Source organism: Macrococcus equipercicus, assembly GCF_004359525.2.
Classification (GTDB): domain Bacteria; phylum Bacillota; class Bacilli; order Staphylococcales; family Staphylococcaceae; genus Macrococcus; species Macrococcus equipercicus.
Window position 1 is genome coordinate 49,471 of record NZ_SCWC02000002.1, and the last position, 16,169, is coordinate 65,639.

The 16,169-nt window shown below is 33.4% G+C and carries 19 protein-coding genes; 12 read left to right on the forward strand and 7 right to left on the reverse strand.

Annotation, left to right across the window (positions count from 1 at the left end):
* Nucleotide 1: 1 nt before the first annotated feature.
* From ERX35_RS02770 to ERX35_RS02780, 3 genes are all read left to right on the forward strand, one after another.
* Complete coding sequence (locus ERX35_RS02770; protein WP_149458397.1) at nucleotides 2-514, forward strand: hypothetical protein; 513 nt, start codon at nucleotides 2-4, stop codon at nucleotides 512-514.
* Between the two features lie 835 nt (nucleotides 515-1,349).
* Nucleotides 1,350-1,856 (forward strand): GNAT family N-acetyltransferase, encoded by a 507-nt coding sequence (locus ERX35_RS02775; RefSeq protein WP_149458398.1) that lies wholly within the window; start codon nucleotides 1,350-1,352, stop codon nucleotides 1,854-1,856.
* An 83-nt stretch (nucleotides 1,857-1,939) separates the two neighbouring features.
* Nucleotides 1,940-2,341, forward strand: a complete 402-nt coding sequence (locus ERX35_RS02780; RefSeq protein ID WP_149458399.1) for an NUDIX hydrolase — start codon at nucleotides 1,940-1,942, stop codon at nucleotides 2,339-2,341.
* A 169-nt stretch (nucleotides 2,342-2,510) separates the two neighbouring features.
* On the opposite strand, the gene ERX35_RS02785 is transcribed toward ERX35_RS02780, so the two are convergent.
* Complete coding sequence (locus ERX35_RS02785) at nucleotides 2,511-2,948, reverse strand: GNAT family N-acetyltransferase (RefSeq protein ID WP_149458400.1); 438 nt, start codon at nucleotides 2,946-2,948, stop codon at nucleotides 2,511-2,513.
* Between the two features lie 251 nt (nucleotides 2,949-3,199).
* Between ERX35_RS02785 and ERX35_RS02790 the strand changes: the two genes are divergently transcribed.
* The 4 genes from ERX35_RS02790 (at nucleotide 3,200) to ERX35_RS02805 (ending at nucleotide 6,178) form a co-directional block, all read left to right on the forward strand.
* The gene (locus ERX35_RS02790; RefSeq protein ID WP_149458401.1) at nucleotides 3,200-3,985 is read left to right on the forward strand and encodes an aminoglycoside phosphotransferase family protein; all 786 of its coding nucleotides are present in this window, start codon (nucleotides 3,200-3,202) and stop codon (nucleotides 3,983-3,985) included.
* 200 nt (nucleotides 3,986-4,185) lie between these two features.
* Entirely contained in the window at nucleotides 4,186-4,635 is a 450-nt protein-coding gene (locus ERX35_RS02795) for a GNAT family N-acetyltransferase (protein WP_149458402.1), read from the forward strand.
* A 231-nt stretch (nucleotides 4,636-4,866) separates the two neighbouring features.
* Complete coding sequence (locus ERX35_RS02800) at nucleotides 4,867-5,724, forward strand: metallophosphoesterase family protein (RefSeq protein ID WP_149458403.1); 858 nt, start codon at nucleotides 4,867-4,869, stop codon at nucleotides 5,722-5,724.
* Nucleotides 5,725-5,776: 52 nt separating this feature from the next.
* The gene (locus tag ERX35_RS02805; RefSeq protein WP_149458404.1) at nucleotides 5,777-6,178 is read left to right on the forward strand and encodes a hypothetical protein; all 402 of its coding nucleotides are present in this window, start codon (nucleotides 5,777-5,779) and stop codon (nucleotides 6,176-6,178) included.
* 309 nt (nucleotides 6,179-6,487) lie between these two features.
* On the opposite strand, the gene ERX35_RS02810 is transcribed toward ERX35_RS02805, so the two are convergent.
* From ERX35_RS02810 to istA (ERX35_RS02825), 4 genes are all read right to left on the reverse strand, one after another.
* A complete protein-coding gene (locus ERX35_RS02810; protein WP_149458405.1) occupies nucleotides 6,488-7,138 on the reverse strand; it encodes an SdpI family protein in 651 nt (216 codons plus the stop codon).
* Nucleotides 7,139-7,147: 9 nt separating this feature from the next.
* On the reverse strand, nucleotides 7,148-7,408 hold the full coding sequence (locus ERX35_RS02815) for an autorepressor SdpR family transcription factor (RefSeq protein ID WP_149458406.1): 261 nt from the start codon (nucleotides 7,406-7,408) through the stop codon (nucleotides 7,148-7,150).
* Between the two features lie 288 nt (nucleotides 7,409-7,696).
* Nucleotides 7,697-8,455 (reverse strand): IS21-like element helper ATPase IstB, encoded by a 759-nt coding sequence (gene istB / locus ERX35_RS02820; RefSeq protein WP_149458837.1) that lies wholly within the window; start codon nucleotides 8,453-8,455, stop codon nucleotides 7,697-7,699.
* On the reverse strand, nucleotides 8,455-9,738 hold the full coding sequence (gene istA, locus ERX35_RS02825) for an IS21 family transposase (RefSeq protein WP_149458407.1): 1,284 nt from the start codon (nucleotides 9,736-9,738) through the stop codon (nucleotides 8,455-8,457). Before istA (ERX35_RS02825) ends, istB (ERX35_RS02820) begins: the two co-directional genes overlap by 1 nt.
* Before the next feature lie 272 nt (nucleotides 9,739-10,010).
* On the opposite strand from istA (ERX35_RS02825), the gene istA (ERX35_RS02830) reads away from it, so the two are divergent.
* Both istA (ERX35_RS02830) and istB (ERX35_RS02835) read left to right on the forward strand, forming a co-directional pair.
* The gene (gene istA, locus ERX35_RS02830) at nucleotides 10,011-11,264 is read left to right on the forward strand and encodes an IS21 family transposase (RefSeq protein WP_425463252.1); all 1,254 of its coding nucleotides are present in this window, start codon (nucleotides 10,011-10,013) and stop codon (nucleotides 11,262-11,264) included.
* Complete coding sequence (gene istB, locus ERX35_RS02835) at nucleotides 11,261-12,016, forward strand: IS21-like element helper ATPase IstB (protein WP_149458409.1); 756 nt, start codon at nucleotides 11,261-11,263, stop codon at nucleotides 12,014-12,016. The genes istA (ERX35_RS02830) and istB (ERX35_RS02835) overlap by 4 nt, the downstream gene beginning before the upstream one ends.
* 382 nt (nucleotides 12,017-12,398) lie before the next feature.
* Here the strand turns inward: istB (ERX35_RS02835) and ERX35_RS02840 are convergent, their stop codons facing one another.
* Nucleotides 12,399-12,989, reverse strand: coding sequence for a DUF2812 domain-containing protein (locus ERX35_RS02840; protein WP_149458410.1), 591 nt, complete (start codon nucleotides 12,987-12,989; stop codon nucleotides 12,399-12,401).
* A gap of 2 nt (nucleotides 12,990-12,991) precedes the next feature.
* Nucleotides 12,992-13,294 (reverse strand): PadR family transcriptional regulator, encoded by a 303-nt coding sequence (locus ERX35_RS02845; RefSeq protein WP_149458411.1) that lies wholly within the window; start codon nucleotides 13,292-13,294, stop codon nucleotides 12,992-12,994.
* Nucleotides 13,295-13,523: 229 nt separating this feature from the next.
* Between ERX35_RS02845 and ERX35_RS02850 the strand changes: the two genes are divergently transcribed.
* The 3 genes from ERX35_RS02850 (at nucleotide 13,524) to ERX35_RS02860 (ending at nucleotide 15,426) form a co-directional block, all read left to right on the forward strand.
* A complete protein-coding gene (locus tag ERX35_RS02850; protein WP_149458412.1) occupies nucleotides 13,524-13,742 on the forward strand; it encodes a hypothetical protein in 219 nt (72 codons plus the stop codon).
* Between the two features lie 18 nt (nucleotides 13,743-13,760).
* Complete coding sequence (locus ERX35_RS02855) at nucleotides 13,761-14,426, forward strand: response regulator transcription factor (RefSeq protein WP_170234513.1); 666 nt, start codon at nucleotides 13,761-13,763, stop codon at nucleotides 14,424-14,426.
* A 259-nt stretch (nucleotides 14,427-14,685) separates the two neighbouring features.
* Nucleotides 14,686-15,426, forward strand: a complete 741-nt coding sequence (locus ERX35_RS02860) for a sensor histidine kinase (protein ID WP_170234514.1) — start codon at nucleotides 14,686-14,688, stop codon at nucleotides 15,424-15,426.
* Nucleotides 15,427-16,169: the final 743 nt, after the last annotated feature.

The window sequence follows — 16,169 nt, forward strand, 5'->3', positions numbered from 1 at the left end:
GATGGATAAATTTCACGACGAGTATAATTTACGTAGCTCAACTAGCTATTACTTTTCCAACACATTTAACTTCAAAGACTGGGACAATGACAGCCGCTATAAGTATCATCAATGGATTACTTTGGTGTTGTTGCTTATTTGCTTAGTTCTTCCACATATAATCAGTTCTGCTGATTATGACAGTGTACTTGATGCTAAATCTAAAGAGTCGATGATTGATGAACATGTCACACTCGCTCTGTATATCTACTATTACTCATTTGTCTTTTTTCTGTTTACAATCGCAAGTGAGATAAGAAGATTTCGTTTTCTGCAGAAGAGTCCTCTATTATATTTATCCGGTATTGTTCTTTATACCATAATTGCCGGCATAATGATTTATCATGCGAGTCATTCAGACAATTATATTTCAGTAGATTTATATGTGATGTATCTCTATATGATGACATTATTTCCGACAATTAATAATTATAAGTCGTTCAAACCAGTTGATAAAGAAGAAGGGAAATTATGACTGATGAGAAAATCACTTATAAAGAAGCATTGATAATTAGAACCAATCATGAAAAATAAATCTATAAAAGGAATAAGGAAGTTACCGAACCGATTAAGTGTGGCTTTATCCAAAGTGAATCGTCAACACTTGATTGGACAACTCCTATAAGGGAGGTTATTGGTAAATCAAAGAAATTTGGTTATTCAATAAGTTGCAGTACAAGGAGATAATCATATGAATAGTTTAGTACTGATTATATTTTTAATTGTTGCATTCTCACTTAGTGAATTTCTATTTATCCCCTTCTTATCAGGAGGAACGAATACTCTACTCGTAAGATTATGTGTCAACATCCCCCTAGTAATTTTAGCGATATGTCTTTATAACTATATTTATATAGATAAGGAGAAATCTAACGAGTAAAAAAATTGCCGAAAATTAATATATAGAAAAATCATAATTTCATTTGAAATACACCAATTTGAAGGCAAATCACCATTATAAAAATAATATCCCCTAGTTATTATTATAGATACCATTATTCTTTCAGCACTATAACTATTAGCTAATATTCCAGAGTAAAATGAAAAATTATCACTGATAAAACTTGAAAAAAGCTATTAATCATATCAAGACTGCTCAATGAGTTACATTGTAGATAGTCAACATTGCTGTAAAAGCTATTATTAATAACAAATTAAAAGTTGTTGCTGAATTAAGACTTGTTATCTGGGACTGAGATCCCAGCTCAAGCTGTCTATGATGCTGCTTACAATGGGATGATAAACAAAGACGTATCTAAAATTACATCTTGAAGAAGAGTATACGAAGGATTAAAAGGGGTGCAACATATATGAGTGAGTTCAGACGGCTGACTATCGCAGACAAAGATTTGTTTAATGAGTACTTTAATGCATGGGGAAAAGAAAAGGATTCTATTGTACCTACTGTAACAAACATGAATCAGTATCTTTCATTCGAGCAGTTTATTCAGATTCTGGGTGAAAGAGAAACAAGCTATGAAGTGCTGAATACGACACTCTTCTATATAGAAGGTAATAAAATCATTGGGTCTTCAAATATCCGACACTATCTAAATGATTTTCTTATCAATACGGGTGGTCATATTGGCTGTGGGGTAAGACCTGATAAAAGAGGACAAGGTTATGCAACAGTGATCCTGGCGCAATCATTAAAATTTCTTTCATCTTTAGGGGTAGAACGGGCGCTTATAACCTGTGATGAAGAGAACATAGCATCACGTCAGGTGATTTTAAACAATGGAGGCGTCCAAGACATTTCGTACAATAGAGAAGATGGGAACATTACTAACAGATTCTGGATAGATATAAATGATTAAAGCGTTTCAATTTTTCATAGAGAGTATTCATATCATCCAAATTATTGTTTGAATAGGGGATTATTTCAAGGAGGAGCATTAAAATGAATAAGTATGTTTGTGCAAACCTAGTTAATATTGTAGATGATAAAATATTACTAGTTAAGGTGAGGGAAAATGAAAAATATTATTTACCAGGAGGGAAAATAGAAAAAGGAGAAAATGATATTCAAGCTTTAATAAGAGAAATTAAAGAAGAATTATCAGTAACATTGGAAGAAAATAAAATTACATATTTAGATACTATTACCGCGCCAGCTTATCCTGATAATGAAAATCAAGTGGAATTAAGATGTTATATATACGAAAATTTAGAAAAAATTATAAAGTCTAATGAAATAACTGATATTCAGTATATAGATATGGCAAAGGAAAATTTAATAGCCCCAGCAGTTAATATTTTAATAAAAAAGAGATTCAGAAAATTTATTTCAATTGATAAATAGAGCTATTAAGAGATTATAAAAATTACATATAATAATTTACTATAATTAATAAAGAAAAATTTCAATCAGACATGATCTGAGAGAAGTACAGATGTTTCATACCGACAGAGCAAAAGAGTTTGATAACCATCTCATTGATGAAGTGCTTGATACCTTCGATATTCAGATTTTAAAAACCTTTTGAAAAATGATAGACACTCTCATCTACTTCCATTCCCATCTTTTTATACAGGTTCTGTGCATTGATATTATTTTGTCCAGTCTCTAAACATATATATTTAGCGTTGTTTTCTTTTGCATATTCAAATGTTTTCTCAATAAGTTTTTGACCTGCACCTGATGAACGATTGCTGGAACTTACATAAAGGTCATTCAAAATATAAGCGCGCTGCAGACTAACTGTGGAGAATATAGGATAAATCTGTACAAAGCCGATGATATTAGTTTCCTCAGCGACAAAAATCTTTGATTGATGATTATGATACCTTTCTTCTAGGAAAGACTTACAGGCATCAATATCTGAATCTTTTTTGTAAAACATACGATAGGCATTCAGAAGTTCAGCTACTTCATTTAAATCTTCGATCTTAAATTCTCTAATAATCATGAAATATTCTCCTTTTTTATGTTATATCATTATTATACTATTTGTTTCATAATATTCTTGTAAAAAATAGTATAATTAATAAAAGATTTTATTTAATTAATCAGGAGCCCTTTTATGCAATATTCAACTGTTATTTTCGATTTAGATGATACTTTACTTGATAGAAAGAGATTTAGAGAATTTTTTTGTTATAATATTTTATTTTAATAAAGTTTGCAGATCATATAATTGCATGTGAGGAGTTAGCATAAATGGAAAACAAAGAACTGAAAGGCGGAAGACAAAATAGTATTTTTAAACAAGGAAGTGGTGTGAGTAGGCCTAGAAATAATTGGACATATTCAGTACATAAATTTTTAAATTTTTTACATAAAGAAGGAATTGATTTTGTGCCTAAACCTATAGCACTTGATGACAGCACAGAAACTGTCACATATATGGAAGGGGAGGTATATCATTATCCTCTGCCGAAAGAAGCGTTAGATGATGAGTTATTAAAGTCAACGGCGATTCTGTTAAAAAGATACCACGATGTGAGCAGTAAATTTATAGAGAAGAAACTTGATAAAAACGAAACATGGATGTTAAAGAGTAATACTAATCACGAAGTAATGTGCCATGGAGATATAGCACCGTACAATGTGACGGTACTAAACGGAAAAGCTGTAGGTATCATTGATTTTGATACAGTACATCCGGGATCAAAGCTGTGGGACATAACATATGCATGTTATAGATGGGTTCCATTAAAAAATCCAAAGAATCCAGACTCAAACCTTGAGTTATCCGAACAGATACTAAGATTGAAGCATTTTATTAATTCTTATGGATTGAGTAGAGAAGATAAAATAGTTTTTATGGATATACTTATTAACAGATTAATGAGTTTAACTAGTTATATGCAAGAACAGGCAAATAATAATATAAGCCATTTTGAAAAGAACATTGAAGATGGGCATTTGAAACTTTATTTTGATGATATTGAGTATTTAAAGAAAAATAAAAAACTTATTACATCAAGCCTGCTGGATGATTAAAATTCAAATTAAAAATATATAATGAAGCAAAAGTGATTAGAGGTTTTGAAGAACTGTAGTTAAAGTAATGGAGCATTTTAGGGAGAGAAGCTAGGAAAAAATTTTATAAAAGTTAGATATACATTATAAGTTGCATTCAATACATTTATAACAAGAAAACAGCAAAAAAAGCAGTAAACAAAAATTGAGGAGATATAATCATGAATAGATACCAAGTTATAATGACTCAGTATGATCCGAAGTATGCTGAAGAAACAGTGAAAATGTGGCGAGATAGTAAGGAGCAGGCAATTGGTCAGAAAGAAATCCATAGCTTTGCTGATCACGTTTATTTTTTAAATAATATATTACCTGAACAGTTTCAAATAAATTTAGCCTTAATTGACGAAAAAGTAGTTGGAATGATTGCTTTTAATCAAACGGAAATAAGTCAACTTTATATTCATATAGATTATCAAGGAATGGGTATAGGTCAAACATTACTAAATAAAGTAAAAGCAAAATCAAGCGGGAATTTAACTTTATATACATTTGAAGTAAACGAAAAAGCACAACGATTTTATGAAAAAAATGGATTTAAAATCATTGGGAGAGGACATGAAAATGAAGAAAATCTACCTGACATTCAATATGAATGGATATCAAAATAAACAATACTATATATTTCTATAAGCATAAATTTATTTGAAATAAAATGTGTATAGGACATTTTTGATGACACATTACGTTTTCTTTGGGCAGAAATACATATCTAGTTTAGTGCAGAAGGCATTTTTCAATTGTGTAGTTTAATATTGCAATTAGTAATGCAAAAATACTCATGAAGAAAAAAATAATTATTATATATAATTTAGAATAGTCGGAAAATAAAGGGGTAAAAAATGAGGAAAATTGGATTGATTTCGGATATACACGGAAATATAACGGCTGTGGAACATGTCATTCGAGATGCAAGGGAAAATGGCGTAGATGAGTTCTGGTTTCTTGGTGATTTACTTATGCCAGGACCAGGACGAGGAGAACTCATTGAGTTACTTCAGAAATCAAACACTACAGCGTTTGTAAAAGGAAATTGGGATGGCTGCTTTACTAGTGTAATTGAAGAATACGATACGATTAACTATGAGGATCCAGAAGAAGTATATATATTTAAGCTTGTCAAATATGTGATGGAGGGAATGACGGACGAACAGGTTCAGTTTATGTTCGACATACCGATGACAGTGGAGAAAGAAGTGAATGGCGTTAAGTTTCATCTTTCACATAATTTACCTGATAAATTCAATGGTGGAGATTTAGTAGTGCATCAATCAGCTGCAAACTTCACAAGATTATTTGACCATACAGATGCTAAAGTAGCCATCTACGGACATATCCATGAACCTTTAATCAGACAAGTGGGTATGGGTGATGAAAGGAAAGTCATTAATCCGGGTGCTATTTCAGCAACAAAAGGCAAAGGATCCAATTATGCAATTCTTAGAGTGAATGAAGATGCGACTTGGTCAGTTGAGTTCAAATATATAATACATAAGCACGAAAATGAATTGGAATATGCACGTCATTATGAACTCCCTTATTTCGATCTGTATGAAGATACCATGTTGAATCATATATATCATACACACGATGCAGAAGGTATTAATGCAAATAATGAGAAATACGATTATGTAGAAAAAGTGAAGACATGGCTGGCAGACGAGAAGACACAAATAATATTCAGAAAATATAAAGAGTAAATTTTTTTATATTTTTATAGATAAATTGATTATTTATTGTGGAGGTCATAATATGTACACTAATGAAGAAAGAATGAATCTATTTAATAATTTACTAAAGGAGTTAAGAAATTTAAAGATAGATGGAGTAGTTCAAATTGGTTCTGGAGTTAATAATTTTAAAGACAATTTTTCTGATATAGACATGATGGTAGCGGATAAAGGTGATGTCACACAAAGAAAAGATGAAATCAAAGAAATTTTAGAGAGAATGGGAGCAGTTTATCTTAAAGAAGGGATATTTAGAGAAAATATATATCTTCTTATGCCATTTTTTGATAATGGTTTAGAGATGGATATATCTATAATGCCAACAAATCTATTAAGTGTTCAATCGCCATTATGGAAAGTAGTATTTGACGTTGATGGCCATGTTAAAACAAAAATGGATGATCTTAATATTAAATTCATTTAAAGAACTTATTGTTCTTCAAGGCGAAGCAATGGGTAAGCCAAGTGAAATTAGAATTGTTAGAAACAACAATAATTCTAATGATGTCATTGGTAAAGCAGATATTTTGGATTGATTAATTTCATCTTACTTACAACCGTGCAATGCCTTTTGATTCGATCCTGAAGTTTGTAAATGAAAATAAGACGAATATTATAACTGTATGCAAGAGAAATAAAAATAACCGTTATTTTTACTGTTCAATAACAATAAAAGCACATTTTGGATTTTTCCAAAATGTACTTTTATATGTTGAAAAACTTTGAAACAGGATTAATATTTTAGTTTTTTATTTAAATATATTGAATATAAGAACGGAACAATAAACCCTGATATAGCAATAAATAATAAATATTTAGACAGTGCAGGATTAAAGATTCCTGCTAATAACAATACAAATCCTATTACTAAATTAATCGTTGAGGCTGCCTGATGTGTCTTTCTCCAGATTGTTTTATTATTTACTGTCCATGGCGCTTTGATACCGATAGGAGAGTTGAATGGTATCTTCTGAAAGTAATTACCAATTACAACAAATAGGAATCCTCCCACCAATAAAACGAATCGGTTCGGCTCTAGAGTATGGCCCATGGCATTCAGAACGACGACCACAATCGCAATAAATACCAGAAAGATTACTGTATTCACTATAAAACTATAGACTCTTTCATAAGCATCTTTTCTATCGATATCCATACTCTTAACTTTAGGCTTATAAAGCATAATAGCGTAAATCAATACCATAGTTAATACTGTAAATAAAGAAGCAATATATTTGTTTGTAGTCCAAATAACTACTCCATCATCTTCTACTTGCATGGGTATAGAATCAGGTAATGAAGGTATCATATAGATCCAGAATATAATACTGCATAAAATGATAATCAGCGATAGTTTTGTTCTTTTAAACAATGTCTTGCTCATATTTAATCCCTACTTTTCTTTGAATTTTAAAAACCAATGCATGATTTCTTCAAATACTGATATGTTAATACTGTAGTAAATATACTGACCTTCTTTTCTGGAGTAGACAAGACTTGCATGACTCAATATCTTGAGATGCTGAGAGATACTTGACTTACTGGTATCAAAATACTCAGATATCTCACCTGCCGTCATTTCTTCATATTCCTGTAATAAATCCAATATTTTTCTTCTGTTTGAATCTGATAGGGCTTTAAACAGATCTTTCACATACTCCTCCTATATTTAAGTATTTAAGTGATTACTTAAATACTATCATTAATTAGATTTTATTTCAATATTAGGTTAAATTTTCCGATAAAGTAATTGATGTAAAAGGTTGATTGTATTGGAGTAAGAAATCTTTATTTGGTTAATGCATTCGTATATTATCTATATAACACTAGAAAATAGTATAAAGATGCTGCAGAAAATGATATTCTGAAGCATCTTTATTTTAAATGTTTATAAACGTCAAGTTTAATATGTACAGTTTTGCCTAAATAACGATGTACAATTTTATTCCTTCTCCGAAGGGAAATGATTTTTTAATCTATAAGATTGTCCAACGATTGAAACTATAGTGGCGTGATGAAGGATACGATCTAGAATCGCATTGGCTATTTTAGTATCCAGGAATACTTCATCCCATGCCTTGAAATTGACGTTAGTCGTCAGTATGGTGCTTTTCTTTTCATAACGACGGTCAATGAGCTGGAAAAATAGTTTTGCGTCTTCGACGTCTATCGGCAGATAGCCTATTTCATCGATGATCAGGAGCTTGTATTTGGTATAATGTTTCAGTCTTGACTCAAGCCTACTTTCATTCCGTGCTTTCCGTAGATTTTCAATAAGTTGATGACATTTAATGAAGTAGGTGCTGTTTCGTTTCTTAGCTGCTGCTATTCCAATGGAAGTAGCCAGATGCGTCTTTCCGACGCCACTGGGTCCCAGAAAGACAATGTTCTCCTGGTTCTCTATAAATCTCAGGGACATGAAATCCATCATCTGCTGCTGATTAATACTAGGCTGGAAATCGAAATCAAAACTGTTCATCTCTTTCAGGAAAGGAAAGCCGGCGACTTTGACCATGGACTGAATCATGTTCTTCTCCCTGACATCAATCTCATAATTTGTCAGCCTGATGAGACAGTCGATGAAGGTGACTTCATTATTGATACTGAAGTCGATGACTTCATCCAGGTGTAAGCTCATCTGTTTCATTTTTAGATAGTCAAGGTTACTGATGAGCTGTCTATAGTTCGAAGTTGATTCCATCATTCATACATCTCTCCGATCGCTTTGAGATTCGCCCTTGCTAAATCGTCGATTTCTGGATAATACGGGGATGACATCTTCAGTGACTCAATGTAGTGTTCTTCTTTATAGTTGAGCCTGGACTTGCTCAGGGTATGGCAGGCAATGAGTTTCATGCTATAATAAATATGGATTTGGTTATTGAACACCTGTAGCTGGACACTCTTCCTTATGTATTCGGATGGGACCGAATATTGATTGCCCTTATAGGTGATCATACTGGAGGAGTTAACTTTTACAGTCTGTCCAATAATTCTATAGGAGTCTCTTACTTTGTCAGTGGGTAGCTGGAGTAAGTGGCTCTTTTCTTTTTCCAGTTCAAGAATAGGAATTTTACCCGTACCCTGGTGTAACTGATAGTTGACTCTTTGGTTAAGCCTTGAGATAAATGCATAGAGTTCCGGCAGATCAAACTGTCCCTGGTAAGCATGGATTTCATCGAGTAACTTCATGGTGGTCTCTACCTTGCCTTTCGTTCTAGGTCTTCCCGCGATACATGGTCTGACTTTTATCCCCATATCACTCGCATACTGTTCAAATCGGGCATTTACTTTTCCCTTGCTGAATTCAGTGCGTGGCTGTTCCATCACCGTCTTCATATTATCAGTGAGAAGTTCCTTCGGAACACCACCGATCATCTCAAAAGATTCAGTCAGGAAGGCTTTAAGTACCTCCTGTGATTTCGTTGTGGAGATATTGAATATACGGAATCTTGAATGGGATAGTATCAGCACAGCGATATGGATCTCAATGATATTTCCATCTTTCAGATGAAACTTGATGTTCTCTTTCCAGTCAAGCTGGGCCTGAGCGCCAGGCGAAGTCTCGTAACGGGGCGCTCCTTTAGGAGCTTTGATTCTAGACCCCTGTTCAAAATAATCATTAAATTCTTTATGTCTCGAGATATAACTTCTGAAAAGAGACTGGGAACAGTTCAGTCCATGATTATCCTTCAGATATTGCCACAATACGCGTCTGTAGTAAAAAGTCTGTTGACTATCATCTGATAGTAGCTGACTGATTAGATCATAGTACTTATCAATCTTAGAGACTCTTCTCCTAGAAATTGATGGCGTGAATCCGTTCAGGTACTTATTTATAGTTCGTCTATCTTTTCCTAGCTCTCTTGCCAGCTTACTCTTATTAATTTTCATTTTTCCACTCTCCATTATATCCTTCAGTTTGGATAAGTCTGAAAGACTTGTGATCTTAAATTCCGTATCTAAATTAACTGTGTAATTCATCATTTCACCTCTATGAAATTATGAAAAATCCAGTCAAATTTGTACATACTTATTTAAGCGAGAGTGTACATATTTAAACTAGCATTTATAAAATGTTGAATGAAATACCAAAATAGTGATAAAAGTTTTGAGAATATCTATTGTAAATTTATAGTATTTGTTAGTAATGGTGTTAAAATCCTCAATAATAACGTTTTAAAAATCCCCAAAATTAACGGATAATCTATATCAATTGATGTAGATTGGAAGTGATTTTGAAGATGACGTTATTAATGGAGGATTTTTTTATGATTAGGGAGTTAAGAAATAAAGGCTGGACAGTGACAGCCATTTCAAAGGAAACGGGATTTGATCGTAAGACGATATCCAGGTATCTAAACAATGGGGCTGCACCTACGGTGACCCGACGAAAATCAAAAGGAAGTAAACTTGACCCCTACAAGGGATATCTAGAGAAGAGAATCAGCGAAGGAACCACCAACTGTAATGTGCTCATCGAAGAAATCAGAGCACTTGGCTATGACGGAAAGACAACAATACTCAGAGATTTTGTCAGACCTCTGAGAGCGAAAAAAGGTGCCCAGGGTACGGTCAGATATGAAACAGTACCAGGAAGACAGGCTCAAGTTGACTGGGCTGTCAATGTGGGAACATGCATCGTAGATGGCAGTAGACAGACAATCCACGCATTTATCATGGTAATGAGTTACTCCCGTAAAAGATACATTGAATTTACTGCCGATATGACACAGGAAACACTGATGAAGTGTCATATGAATGCATTCAGCTATTTCAACGGAGTGCCTGAACAGATTCTCTATGACAATATGAAGACTGTTGTCACCAGACATAGTGTCAAACAGATCAGATTCAACAAGAAGTTTGAGGATTTCCTTAATTATTATGAAGTGTGTCCCAAGGCCTGTAAACCATACAGAGCCCAGACTAAAGGTAAGGTTGAAAGAGCCGTCTCCTATTTAAGATCAAATTTTCTTCAGCGAAAAAATCTGTCTGATAATCTGGCAGAGCTGAATCAGGAAGTAATCGGCTGGCTGGACCGTATGGTCTATATCAAAGTCAATCAGACCACTCAGAAGAGTCCCAATGAAATGTTTGAAGCTGAACACAAGGCACTTAGAAAATGGAGCGTCAGACCACTCTACCGTACGGAACCATGGGAACAAAGAACAGTCTCAAAGGACTGTTTCATCTCTTTCCGTGGCAGTCTTTACTCAGTTCCCCATCGATTCGTAGGTGCACAGCTTAAACTCAGATTTAGGGATGGGCTCCTTGAAGTTTTCGACGGCATTGAATGTGTCGCAGTGCACAAAGTAAACGCCGGCCATAAGCTGATGATAATGGAAGATCATCATTACCAGGGACTCCCGGGAACAAAAAAAGAACAGTCTCACCATCGCTCCGCTGGTTTGCCGACCCTGGAGCTGGAAGAGACTATTCCTGTCCCGGAAGTAGAAAATCGCCCACTGTCTTCGTATATCCAATATGAGGAGGAGTACAGTCGATGAATCAACAGCTGGAATACCGCCTTAAATCCCTCGGACTTGAATACACAGCTCTACACATTGATCATCTGGTGGAGGATGCTTCCAGAGATAATATATCATATTTAGATTTTCTAATAAATCTGGTTAATGAGGAATGGGAGCAGCGAGAAAAGCAGCTGCTTGAAAAACGTATTCATACAGCACGTTTTCCTTTCAGTAAAAGTATCAGTGATTTCGATTTTGAATTTCAACCAAGCGTCAATGAGAAACGAGTGAAGGAAACACTGACATGCCGGTTTATTAAAAATGGGGAGAACAGAATACTGCTGGGTCCGCCTGGAGTCGGAAAAACACATCTGGCGATCAGTTTTGGTATGGAGGCACTGGTCAAAGGGTACACTGTCAAATTTATAACGGCTGACGAATTCGTCAATGAATGCCGTAAGGCATCAGCAAAGGAAACATTACATTATTTCATCAATCGAATGAGTAAGCCGGATATACTCATCGTTGATGAGCTGGGTTATTTCCCCTTCGACGAACTGACTGCCAATGTGTTCTTTCAGATTGTATCTAAACGATATGAACGTGGCGCCATGATACTCACGTCAAATAAATCCTATGTTGAATGGGGGAAAGTATTTGGCGATGATGTACTGGCAACAGCTATTCTTGACCGCCTGCTTCATCATTCAGTCACATTCAACATCAAGGGGCAATCTTTCAGAATGAAAGAGAAGAAACAGGCGGGTATTATCCCGGTTCAACTTTAACAATAAATGAGGAATTTTATTCCGTTGTTTTTGAGGATTTTTAAGGCGTTATTGACAAACCTACTTTGGTTTGTCTATCTACAAGTCCATAGGTTGATAATAATAATTTAAAAGGTTAGAATGTTTTTAAGGAAATTTCAAGAATAGATTCACCAAAACCCATTTCTGGTAGGACAGAAATGGGTTTTTTAGTCGGCTTTGTCACCTACTTATTTTGCTTATCCTTATTATTTAGCCAGTAAGTAAAGTAACCAACTGTGCAAATAATGATGAATAGGAGAACTACAATTGAGCGAAACAATTCAGTCTTACAATTAAACAAACAGTTTTAGATGCTAGCTTCTGAATTGTTATTTTATTAAAGATAAGGTCCCAATTGTTCTTAATTTAAATTAGCCTCAGCTTCCTTTTTCAATTTATAGAATTTGTAATAGCTGTTTGAAAAGAAGAAGATGAGTATAATCAATAAAATTGGAAATGATATTCTCATTAAGGCGAAAGGTAGTTCAAATAGAAATGCCTTCCAGAACCATTCTCTAGGCATCTCCCAGAGCCCGGGCGTTAAGAATATTTTATTTAAATGAGGTGCACCTAAGTAAAAATAGAATAGGAAAAGGAGTGCCATCATACCTGTATAGTTCATCATTCTCTTACAGTATTGGACTCTGGAGAAGCTATCAGAGTTTAGTTCATCGTTTCCTGAGCGGATGCGCTGCCAGATATGTATGCCTGTCAATCTGCTGCCGCTCACTAATTCCCATCCCATGTCTTCGTGAAGAATCAGATACTCGTTATAGTCCTTCGCTGAAAAATGATCCCGATAATCCAATCTGATCACAAAATCTTCTTTTGTCTTCTGAAAAGTATATTTATCAAGAGTGGATTTTTTAGTCAGAAAATAACCTTGGGCCAAAATATGATTCAGCCATTCTTCCTGCTTCATAGGATCAAGAAACCATTTCGTAACCTTCATTATTAATCCTCCATTTCATACAGAGATAAAATATGATTTAATCGTTTTTTCTCATGTTCTAAAACTTCCAATCCTTCGTGAGTAATATGATAGATTTTACGTCTATCCATGATATCAACTTGTTTAATCCAGTGATGTTTTGATAAATTGTCCAATGCTCCATAAAGAGTACCAGGGGCCAGTATCACGGTCATATCACTCATCTCCTGAACTTCCTGCATAATAGCATAGCCATGTTTCGGTGTACGTAACGCAAGTAATATATAGTGCATGGTTTCAGATAACGGTAAAAGTTTATGCTTCATAATTTCTCCTCATGCAGTTTGACTAGTTAGTTGAACTTAATATAAGGATAACAGATTTCAATACTAAGTTCAACTGAATAATGAATGTCTACAATGCATTTATATTTTATGGAAATATATTATGTCTCCACATAAAAAATTAGTATATCAAATAATTTTTTTGTATCTCAAATATTCATAACTTATTCAGATTTGAATTATATATTGTTATTATAAAGGAGGGATAACAATGGAAAATAATATTGGGATTGTATTTATTTTTTTAGCATTACTCAGTTTCGCAGGTGCAGTATTTGTAGTCATCATTAATATTTTCAATTTCTTTATGGAAATGATGAATGAGGCTAAACCTAAAGGCAAACCTAATAATAAGAAATATGTCTCTGTTATTATCTTATTGTTAGGCTATGCCATATTTTATACGATTGGATTTGTTCTCATTAATTAGATGAAGAAGAGGGATGAAATGAAAGGATTTAGTGTACTCATTGTAGAAGATGATATGATGATTCGCAATAGTCTAAAAAGATTTCTCGAGTTTAAGGGATTCAATGTGGTGATTAATGACACAGGTGAAAATGTAATAGAACAATTAGATGATATCCATTTGATTTTAATGGATATCATGTTGCCCCATAATAATGGATTTTCAATTACTGAAGAAATTCGTGAAAGTTATCATTTACCCATCATATTTATGTCGGCTAGAAATGACATTGATACGAAGCTGCAAGGCTTACAGACTGGAGAAGATTATATCACTAAACCCTTCAATCCTTTGGAATTAGAGGCAAGAATGAATAATCTATTAAATCAATTTTATGATGAAGATCTTAAAGATTTTCATCATCTATCTATTGATGAAGTAAATAAGTTAGTTTATGATCATCAAAATAATTTAATTACATTCACAAAAAAAGAACATGATCTGTTTTTCTATCTTTACGAGAACCAAAATAACATAGTGTCTAAAGAACAAATTATTAATTTTGTATGGTCTGAAAGTGAGATATTCGATAATATATTGAATGTTTATATTAAAAGAATAAGAGATAAAATTGGTGATCACGAGTATAAAATCATTAAGACTATTTATGGCATAGGATATAGGGTTATTAAAAGTGAAAAATAAAAATTTAATGTATAAGTACTATTCAATTATGCTGATATGTATCATCTTAATTCCAGTGACCTTTATTTTATTGAATTATGTCTTTCTTCTCAGCTACACTGCCATATCTGCTATTTTACATATTGATAAACCTTTCAGCAGTACTTTTGTATATTTAAATTTTTATGCATTTTACTTTTTGTTGCTAATCATATTTGTGATATTGGGAGCTAAATTCTTTAAACGGATTATTAAAAGAATCAATAATATTGAACATACATTGGAGAAAATCATTTATCGTGAAGGTTTTCCTGATAAAATCAATGTAGATAAGAACAGTAAAGACGAAATTGATAATCTTTCTATAACCATCAACAAGTTAATAGACCGTCTGAGATATAAAGAATTAATGTTAGAAGAAAATAATGCTATGAAAAGCGAACATATCAAGCAGCTGTCTCATGATATAAATACACCTCTGACCGCTATAAATTTAGAGTTATATGAACTTGCTGAGGATTACTGTATCCCTCAAAATAAGATAGAACATGTAAGTTCTAAAATAATTTATACAAGTGAGCTAGTAAAAAGAGTATCAGAAACTCATAACTATTCAATTGAGAATCAATATGTCTTTTTGAAAGAAATCAATATTTCATTACTTCTAGATAAGTCCTTGAAAAAATGGAAGTATCTGATGGGTAAACATCATATCATGATAAGCAGTTCAGTGCCTGAAAATATAATATGGCACACAGACAAACTATTATTCGAACGTTTATTGGATAATATATTCTCAAATGTTATAAGACACGCTGAAACAGATGAAATAATGATTGATTTAAATGAACATCAGTTAAGAATTGATGATTACGGGATTGGATTCATTTTACCGGAGAATCCGTCTTCCGTCTCAGGGAGCGGTGTGATTAAAAGCATCTGCGCGAAATTAAACTTAAAATTGCATATTCAGTCATCAGAAAAAGGAACTCAATATACACTTGAGAATAAAGTAATTTAAAACTGTACTAAGCAGCTACTTAGTACAAGATAATGTAATCAGGATTTATCAGTTCAAAGAAACTGCTGTCAGCTATTTTCCTTGACGCTCTCGTCTGATTTTTATAACGGTATAGTACCACAGAGCTAGTATTAAAAAATTTGAGATTCTTGCATATAATGAATCAAGTTCCTGAGTGAACAGGATGACAAGAAAATTCGCGATAGTTATTAAGACAGTCAGCAAAAATAATTTCTGAGTTTCTATATTCATGTTAGTCCTTTCTACACTGATGAACGTTATGGATTGTAATGTTTCTCTTGATGCGTTCGTGTAATAATTGACGTGCCTGATCACAATGAGTTTAGTCGTCATTATAAGAACGGGCGGGTGATTGTGAGAATAAGCGGCACAGTTAGTAAGAGGTGCTGATTGATTGGATACTATCCATATTAGTGTCTCTTTTTTATTAAGTCCTTCACCAGTATAACCGCTGCGATGATGATAATCAGTACAATCACTGGATTGAATGATTTAAGAAAGGCTCTTCCTGCAGTGAAATCCATCATAAAGAGACGGATGCAAAAAAGTATTGAGGAAGAGATAAGCGACGTATAGAAAATATAAATAAAATCAACTTTTTTTAGGATCATATAAATGAGTATGATGGCTGTTGCGATAGTGACAATTCCAAGTAAAACATCAGGTGTAATGTCAGGTCATCCTCCTTTTTTAAGAGCTTTCCCCAAATATTGTAACATAAA

Excerpts from the sequence above, each read along its gene's own strand:
- ERX35_RS02850 (WP_149458412.1), top strand. The coding sequence starts at position 13,524 with ATGGAAAATAATATTGGGATTGTATTTATTTTTTTAGCATTACTCAGT.
- ERX35_RS02810 (WP_149458405.1), bottom strand. The coding sequence starts at position 7,138 with ATGAGCAAGACATTGTTTAAAAGAACAAAACTATCGCTGATTATCATT.
- ERX35_RS02775 (WP_149458398.1), top strand. The coding sequence starts at position 1,350 with ATGAGTGAGTTCAGACGGCTGACTATCGCAGACAAAGATTTGTTTAAT.
- ERX35_RS02780 (WP_149458399.1), top strand. The coding sequence starts at position 1,940 with ATGAATAAGTATGTTTGTGCAAACCTAGTTAATATTGTAGATGATAAA.
- ERX35_RS02790 (WP_149458401.1), top strand. The coding sequence starts at position 3,200 with ATGGAAAACAAAGAACTGAAAGGCGGAAGACAAAATAGTATTTTTAAA.
- ERX35_RS02840 (WP_149458410.1), bottom strand. The coding sequence starts at position 12,989 with ATGAAGGTTACGAAATGGTTTCTTGATCCTATGAAGCAGGAAGAATGG.
- istA (WP_149458407.1), bottom strand. The coding sequence starts at position 9,738 with ATGAATTACACAGTTAATTTAGATACGGAATTTAAGATCACAAGTCTT.
- istB (WP_149458409.1), top strand. The coding sequence starts at position 11,261 with ATGAATCAACAGCTGGAATACCGCCTTAAATCCCTCGGACTTGAATAC.
- ERX35_RS02785 (WP_149458400.1), bottom strand. The coding sequence starts at position 2,948 with ATGATTATTAGAGAATTTAAGATCGAAGATTTAAATGAAGTAGCTGAA.
- istA (WP_425463252.1), top strand. The coding sequence starts at position 10,011 with ATGGAGGATTTTTTTATGATTAGGGAGTTAAGAAATAAAGGCTGGACA.
- ERX35_RS02795 (WP_149458402.1), top strand. The coding sequence starts at position 4,186 with ATGAATAGATACCAAGTTATAATGACTCAGTATGATCCGAAGTATGCT.
- ERX35_RS02800 (WP_149458403.1), top strand. The coding sequence starts at position 4,867 with ATGAGGAAAATTGGATTGATTTCGGATATACACGGAAATATAACGGCT.
- ERX35_RS02805 (WP_149458404.1), top strand. The coding sequence starts at position 5,777 with ATGTACACTAATGAAGAAAGAATGAATCTATTTAATAATTTACTAAAG.
- ERX35_RS02770 (WP_149458397.1), top strand. The coding sequence starts at position 2 with ATGGATAAATTTCACGACGAGTATAATTTACGTAGCTCAACTAGCTAT.
- ERX35_RS02845 (WP_149458411.1), bottom strand. The coding sequence starts at position 13,294 with ATGAAGCATAAACTTTTACCGTTATCTGAAACCATGCACTATATATTA.
- ERX35_RS02855 (WP_170234513.1), top strand. The coding sequence starts at position 13,761 with ATGAAAGGATTTAGTGTACTCATTGTAGAAGATGATATGATGATTCGC.
- istB (WP_149458837.1), bottom strand. The coding sequence starts at position 8,455 with ATGGAATCAACTTCGAACTATAGACAGCTCATCAGTAACCTTGACTAT.